Origin of the sequence: Psychromonas arctica DSM 14288 (assembly GCF_000482725.1) — a bacterium.
In the GTDB taxonomy this organism is placed as follows: Bacteria; Pseudomonadota; Gammaproteobacteria; order Enterobacterales; family Psychromonadaceae; genus Psychromonas; species Psychromonas arctica.
Genome location: NZ_AXWP01000089.1, coordinates 1 through 6,402, shown reverse-complemented (window position 1 = coordinate 6,402; position 6,402 = coordinate 1). Strand labels below are relative to the sequence as shown.

The following is a 6,402-nucleotide window of genomic DNA, read 5'->3' as shown; positions in this document are numbered from 1 at the left end:
CAATCACACTAATTAACTGATCTATTTTACTTGTTAAAATAACTTATTTTTTCGTTGTAAATTTCGTAAAGGGAACAACCATTTAGCTAAATTTACGCCTTAAACTAAGTCATTTTTCCTGCGCAAAATTTAGATCACTTATTTAATGTAATCGGTATAATAAATGAGTGGCTTATTTTTTCATAAGTGACTTATTAAAACATTGAATATAAAAAGGCCGTTGTTTGCATGATGCAGACAACGGCCTTTTTATATTCCAAAATTAACAACTTAAAATACGTTAATAGTGATGGCTTTTAAGAGGTTTGTTACGTCAGTGCTGCTCGTTTAACTCGAACGCTAGAAATTTTATTTATTCGAGCTGTTAAATAATCATTAATCACCAATACCGAATAACTGACCTTAACTGTCTTTTTTCTCTTCGTCCATAAAGGCCATGCCTTTAAAACCTTTCCAATTATTTAATTCTTTACTAAGAGTGACTACTTCACATTCTGCCCATAAGTCTTGGAAAGCATTACGATCTTTTAGTAATGCCATGATATTGCCTAAACCAAAAGCAGACGTTGATAATCTAATTAAAGACTGTGTGAAACTGATGTTACTACCGTCACTATTTTGTACTCGTAAACGCCAAGCTTTCATACCAATCGTTTGCCCTGCCTGACTCCAAAAGTAACAATAAAATCCGATAATAACCGCGCTCAAATAAGCTAGAAAAATCATGCTATGACCTAAATAATCTGCCGTATCTTGATACAAACTTAAATCAATCAGCGCTAACTTATTAGCCAATACTACAACTAACAGAGCGATCACCGTTGCTAACATTAATACCGCAGCAAGTGCAAAAAGATCATAAAGGTAAGCACCAAAACGTTTAAAGAACGATGCGCGTGCACAAGCTTGATATTGCTCGGCTAAACTCAATTGCGGTGACTTTTTATGATTACCCTTGGCCATGATGTTCTCCTTAACGATGTGAAAAAAGAGTGTATCAAATGCCTCATCGCTTGGCATTTTATTTATTTAACCTTTTTAGGGCTTATTTTTATGCATTAATGGGAGGAGAAAAGGTTATTTGAATCTATTCTGGCGTATCTAGTATTGGATTGATTGCTTTTTGAGCGCTTGCATCTTTTACTAATAAAAATGCTTGTTTGTGGGGGATGCATAGGTATAATCTTTTCCACTCAGCCCGAGTGGTGAAATTGGTAGACGCGACGGATTCAAAATCCGTTTCCGAGAGGAGTGACGGTTCAAGTCCGTCCTCGGGCACCATTTCTTTTCCTAGTCTAGTCAACTAGTTAAAGATAAGTTACAAGTCAACATAGTTTTGTTTCCTGATATTCAGTTACGTTTTTGGCGTAATTTGGCGTAAAGGAAATATAATGGTAACTCTTCAAGCTCGTAAGGGCAAAAAAAATACAACTTATCGTGTAGAATTTATGCGAGAAGGTAAACGTATATCTAAATCATTCAAAATAAAAAAAGATGCTCAAAAGTTTATGGCGTTATTGCTGGTGGATAATGATCTAGCCAATAGTTTAACCAACCATATTTTAACCACTTTGAGTTTTTTGGACGCTGTCACACAACTCCTAGATCAAGATACTGGAAAAGACCCAAGTAAACACCAACGTTTAAAACATTGGGTTTCTATATTTGGTGACAAGCCTGTCGGTAAAGTTACACGCCAACAAATTAAAGAAGAGCTAAAGGCTTTATCTAATGAGAAGGCTCCTGCAACATTAAATAGATATAAAGCAGCGATTGGCTCTTTATATGCCTATTTATCTGATGAGTTTGATATAGATTACAATCCCGTAAAAGGCATTCGTCAATACACCGAAAATAATGCTAGAACTCGGTTTTTAAACGATGGTGAGCTATCAAGCTTATTTTCCACCGCTAAAAGCTCAAAATGGGACCAATTATACTTGTTAATTTTAATGGCTATTACAACGGGTGCTAGGCGTTCTGAAATGCTGACGTTGAAATGGAGTGATATTAATTTCAAAGCTAAAACGGCCCACTTACCTAATACTAAGAATGGTGAACAGCGAATATTGACGTTAACAAGTGATGTTATTACTGAACTAATGAAATTTAGAAATATAGACGGTTATATTTTTCCTCACCCAAACATGCCAAATAATTATTTTCGTAACTTCGATATTCATTGGCAAAGTGCATTGATAACAGCAGATATAAAAGATTTTAGGTTTCATGACTTAAGGCATACTTGTGCAAGCTTATTAGCGATGAATGGAGCTAGTTTACTTGAAATAGCCCAAGTCTTAGGCCATAAGTCAATCACAATGACGCAAAGGTATAGCCACCTTTGTATTACTCACAAAGCTAAATTAACAGATAGAGTGTTTGGAGGGATCATTAATGGATGATTTTAAAGTATTTGGTATACCTGTATTAGAAACAAAATATTCAAAGACTAAAAGTGGTCGAGATGGATTATATGAATTAGAGTTTAATAAATTAACTTCAAAATTAATTAGTGAGTTTGAAACCGATAGTAAAAGTGCATCTAGTTTACTAAAAAGAATTGCATCAGAAATGCCTGAACTATTAAACAATTACAGTGCTACTTCACCATGGAACATGATAGCTATTCAACTAGATAAGTTTGGAATTGATAGTAATATTTTTAATCTATATGAATACGAAGGGCATCAATACTCTATTGGTACTTATCTTAAAGTAAGGGGTAATGCTGAAAAGAATATGGAGCTAATCATTACCTCTCAGCTAGTATTTATTGCGTTAGCTATATGTGCACACCGTTTGGCAAACGACTTTGAGAATGCTTTGCTCGCTTCTGAGATGCTATTTGGGTGTGGTGTCTTAATGGGAGAAGCATACTTTGAAAATTATATTATGGCTGGCGCATCTTCAACTAGTGAGGCTACAGAGCTAAAAATAGCATTAAAAGAAGAAAGGGTAAAAGCGACTGAAGACAAAGCGAAAAAACTAAAAGTAAGGTTTCCTCGGATATCAAAAGACGCTATTGCAGAAATGATTTATGACGAGATAGGTGCCTCAAAGAGCACTGTTAGAGACTATCTCAAAACAATAAAGTTGTAATGCCACTTTAATAATTACAATACGGGAATGACTATAAATCATTTGGTTTTCTAAGCACTGAGCGTTTTCATAGCTACTTATAAAGCTATAAATTAAATGTTTAGAGCTTAGTTACTTGTTATGTTTATAATTCGATCATATCCGCAATTTGATAACCTAAGTTAGTGATTTCAAATATTTCACCTTTGTGACCTATTTCAGCAATAAAGTCATTCTGTGTTAGTTCATCTATAGCCGACTCCCAAAGGGCTACGTCACGGCGTTCATTTGACTCAATAAAATTCTTACCGTTCGATTGAATATTTGTGCCTCCCAGATGACGAAGGTGCATAATAGTCCCGTTTCGGTCTTGGCTTACTTCTTTAAGTAATATTTTTCCCTCATTTGTTAAATGGGGGATATTCGTTTTTGACTCAACAATTTCAGATTGAGTTACAACGTCATCACTTTTAAAATATTCGTGGTCGTTAATTTTCAATTGTAAATGACGATAGAATTTTTCTTTAAAACTTGAAAGACTATCAAATCCTTCATATAGACCACGACTTTGACAGGAATCCTTAAACTTTTTTAATTGTGAGTATTGTTCTAGCTCAACCATATCCAACGCTACAGGCTGGCTAGAGAAATACAACATTGTAGGTTTGTTAGCTTCAATATGCTTTTCAATTTCTTCTACTGTCCCGCTTGCATATTCAGTTGTCGGAGTACCAATACGAGTCCAAAAAACGCCAACAAGTAGATCACATTTATCAAGAACCTGATTATTAATAATCTCTTGAGCTGTATTTCCCATTTCTGGAGAAGAATGAGTCTCCCAACCAATTGGCAATAAAACAATATTTCGAGATTGCGAATGAACGGCATTCCATTCATAAATAACATCTCGAATAATTGCTCTTTCAGAACCGACATCACCTGGAGATGCGATCATTACATTGAAAACTTTTGCTTGATAACTCATTACAAAACTCCGAAGTAAATATAACTCCCTGTTAAGGGACAAATTTTAGTTGTCTAAAATGTTGAGGAACGAAAACAGCCAACTATATTTTGTCCCACTTGAACAGCTTATAGTCAGACTTTTTAGGGAGTATGACTTTTAATTTAATAGGGATAAAACTATGAATAACTTAAAAATCTTGGGGGGATTTAGTATCAAGTTAAAACCAACCCAAAACATATTACTCTTCCCTCGGGTATAAATTCTACTGAAAGCGAGTTTAAGAATCTTATAGACCTAGCTCAATTGCAGTTTCCTTCCATACCTCTTGATATATTGAAATCTTTATCTCGTCACTAAGAGTCGTGCATTTGCAAGATTTAAGTGGGTATGTTGGGACAATCATTCCGGTAGGCAATACCTTAGCTCCGTCAAAACCAAGACCCTCTTCAAAAGATGGGTGGTTGCTAAGTTTAAGGTTAGCAAGTTCTAGTATATTTGAAACATCTTGTTCATTCATAATTAATCTCCTTGATTAGTTGTGGTTGTATAACGAGGCTGTAGAATTACTCTATTTTCGTGAAAACACAGCTATTCTTGAAATGTATTAATCAAATAAAACGACAAGTTAAAAAGTACAATTTCTTATAAATTTATAAAACCGAGTTATTCTACAAACTCAACGGCGCATTAAGCGGACAAAATTAATGAGTTGAAATGTATGGCGTGGCGTAACCCACTGTTTTGTTTCGTTTAAATGTTTTTTTAGTTGTCGATTGGTAAAAAGTCAAAGTTCTCAACATGCTCTATTTTATGATCTTTATGAGTTTTACCCGACCACGCAAACAATGCAGTGTAATAAAGTAAATGTACAAATTTATGATACTTCTTATAGAAGTCCATTAGCTCAATTCTATCTTCGCCTGCTCGGCGATAATCTACGTGCGATGTATTGTTACGAACGTCACGGAAGTCTTTACCGAATTCATTAGGAACCTCTACTTGATAATAAGAAATATCATTTTCCCAATCAGGGGCGTATCCCTTTTCAATTGCATTTCTTTTATTTCTAAGAATTTTTTTTACTTCTTCGGTTAATAAAGAGTCAAGTTTTTTATAGTCTATATGTTTAGTATTTTTAAACTCTCGCTTAAAACATCCGGAATAAAACTCATATAATTTAGTGATAAACTCTGAGTATGCGTTATAACTACTTAATTTAATGAATGTTTCTTTATCCCCCATTATGTTTTTATCTGCATATGAAACAAATTGATCGAATGCATTCTCACATTTAATAAACTCGTGAAATAACACATTTACCAGCTTCTTATCTACATCATCACCAGTTTCAAATTTCAAACAACTCTCCTAAGGCAATTAATAGTGTAACTAAGCCTAATCATTATGCATTAACATTGGAAGTGCGGAATAGTTTTTTTTGTTAAAATATACGCTGATAGATCATAAAAACAATAGCTTAAATCTAGTAATCAAAAAATAATCATGTAGCTAGATAAAAATTTTCGTATTAACAACAAAAATACGAAATTATACTTAGCTGTGTATAAACACATTCAAGTTTAGAAAAATTCGATAAATTTCTATCTCACTTTGTTTCCCATTATGAGGTAGCAGCTCGTGAGCCATATTTTAGCCGTAATATTTAATGACTCTAAAGTGAAAATTCAAATAGATTAGAAACGATCACTTTCAATTGCGTTGTTGTTTTTAGAGACTATTCAAATGAATACTTTATTCACATAGATAAACTCCAAAAAACTTAACTCATTGTTTTTTTGCTTATAACTTTTTAGTGTGGTTGAATCTTGATCTGTTTTTTCAGTTGTGCAGTGATCATTATTAATGGCAACTGGTCACTGGTCACTGCTCAATTGAAAATAACTCTATTTTTTTGAGCCTCGATAACACTATAAAGTCATTTCGGTTTCGCTTTGATTTGGCTCGTTCCGTAGTCATTTGCTTTTGCTGTATTCTTTTCTTTTGATTTAACTTTTGCTTGGTAATTTATTCGATAAACAGGGCGAAATCATGAAGCACCTTGCCCTGTAAGGACTCGCTCGATGTAATCTGTATTTCGATTGGCCTTCTTTTGTTTTCTCTTGATACTTGCTTTAAATGTTTTGTCCGCATTTAGCAGATTAAGTGCGGTATGACGCACCGTTGCATAGTTTTCTGCAGAATTTTCTCTTCTAACTCTGCTGGCATCTTCATGCATTGCGGTATCGAGTTTCCAATGCAGTTTAACTTCGATAGCCCAGTGTTCTCGAGCCGCATTAGCAAATTCATTAACACTTAAATCCGCGGAGCTAATATAGAATCGAGCAGAAGCTTCT

General features: G+C 34.2%; 7 protein-coding genes and 1 tRNA gene. 3 read left to right on the top strand and 5 right to left on the bottom strand.

Annotated features, from left to right (window positions below; all coding sequences use genetic code 11):
* Positions 1–402 precede the first annotated feature (402 nt).
* Positions 403–963 (bottom strand): RDD family protein, encoded by a 561-nt coding sequence (locus H592_RS0111185; RefSeq protein WP_028868859.1) that lies wholly within the window; start codon positions 961–963, stop codon positions 403–405.
* A gap of 233 nt (positions 964–1,196) precedes the next feature.
* Between H592_RS0111185 and H592_RS0111180 the strand changes: the two genes are divergently transcribed.
* The 3 genes from H592_RS0111180 to H592_RS0111170 all read left to right on the top strand — a co-directional run bounded on the left by H592_RS0111180 (position 1,197) and on the right by H592_RS0111170 (position 3,102).
* Positions 1,197–1,281, top strand: a tRNA-Leu gene (locus H592_RS0111180).
* Positions 1,282–1,391: 110 nt separating this feature from the next.
* Positions 1,392–2,405: a tyrosine-type recombinase/integrase gene (locus tag H592_RS0111175; RefSeq protein WP_028868858.1), complete on the top strand. Its 1,014-nt coding sequence runs from the start codon at positions 1,392–1,394 to the stop codon at positions 2,403–2,405.
* Positions 2,398–3,102, top strand: a complete 705-nt coding sequence (locus H592_RS0111170; RefSeq protein WP_028868857.1) for a hypothetical protein — start codon at positions 2,398–2,400, stop codon at positions 3,100–3,102. Before H592_RS0111175 ends, H592_RS0111170 begins: the two co-directional genes overlap by 8 nt.
* Before the next feature lie 124 nt (positions 3,103–3,226).
* Here the strand turns inward: H592_RS0111170 and H592_RS0111165 are convergent, their stop codons facing one another.
* The 4 genes from H592_RS0111165 to H592_RS0111150 form a co-directional block, all read right to left on the bottom strand.
* On the bottom strand, positions 3,227–4,066 hold the full coding sequence (locus H592_RS0111165) for a DUF4062 domain-containing protein (RefSeq protein WP_028868856.1): 840 nt from the start codon (positions 4,064–4,066) through the stop codon (positions 3,227–3,229).
* A 268-nt stretch (positions 4,067–4,334) separates the two neighbouring features.
* A complete protein-coding gene (locus H592_RS0111160) occupies positions 4,335–4,565 on the bottom strand; it encodes a hypothetical protein (RefSeq protein ID WP_028868855.1) in 231 nt (76 codons plus the stop codon).
* A gap of 245 nt (positions 4,566–4,810) precedes the next feature.
* Positions 4,811–5,407 carry a hypothetical protein gene (locus tag H592_RS0111155; RefSeq protein ID WP_028868854.1) on the bottom strand — a complete coding sequence of 199 codons (597 nt, stop codon included), beginning with the start codon at positions 5,405–5,407 and terminating at the stop codon, positions 4,811–4,813.
* Positions 5,408–6,095: 688 nt separating this feature from the next.
* Positions 6,096–6,402 (bottom strand): ISAs1 family transposase (locus H592_RS0111150; protein ID WP_037071657.1); only part of this gene is annotated, 307 nt, incomplete at its 5' end.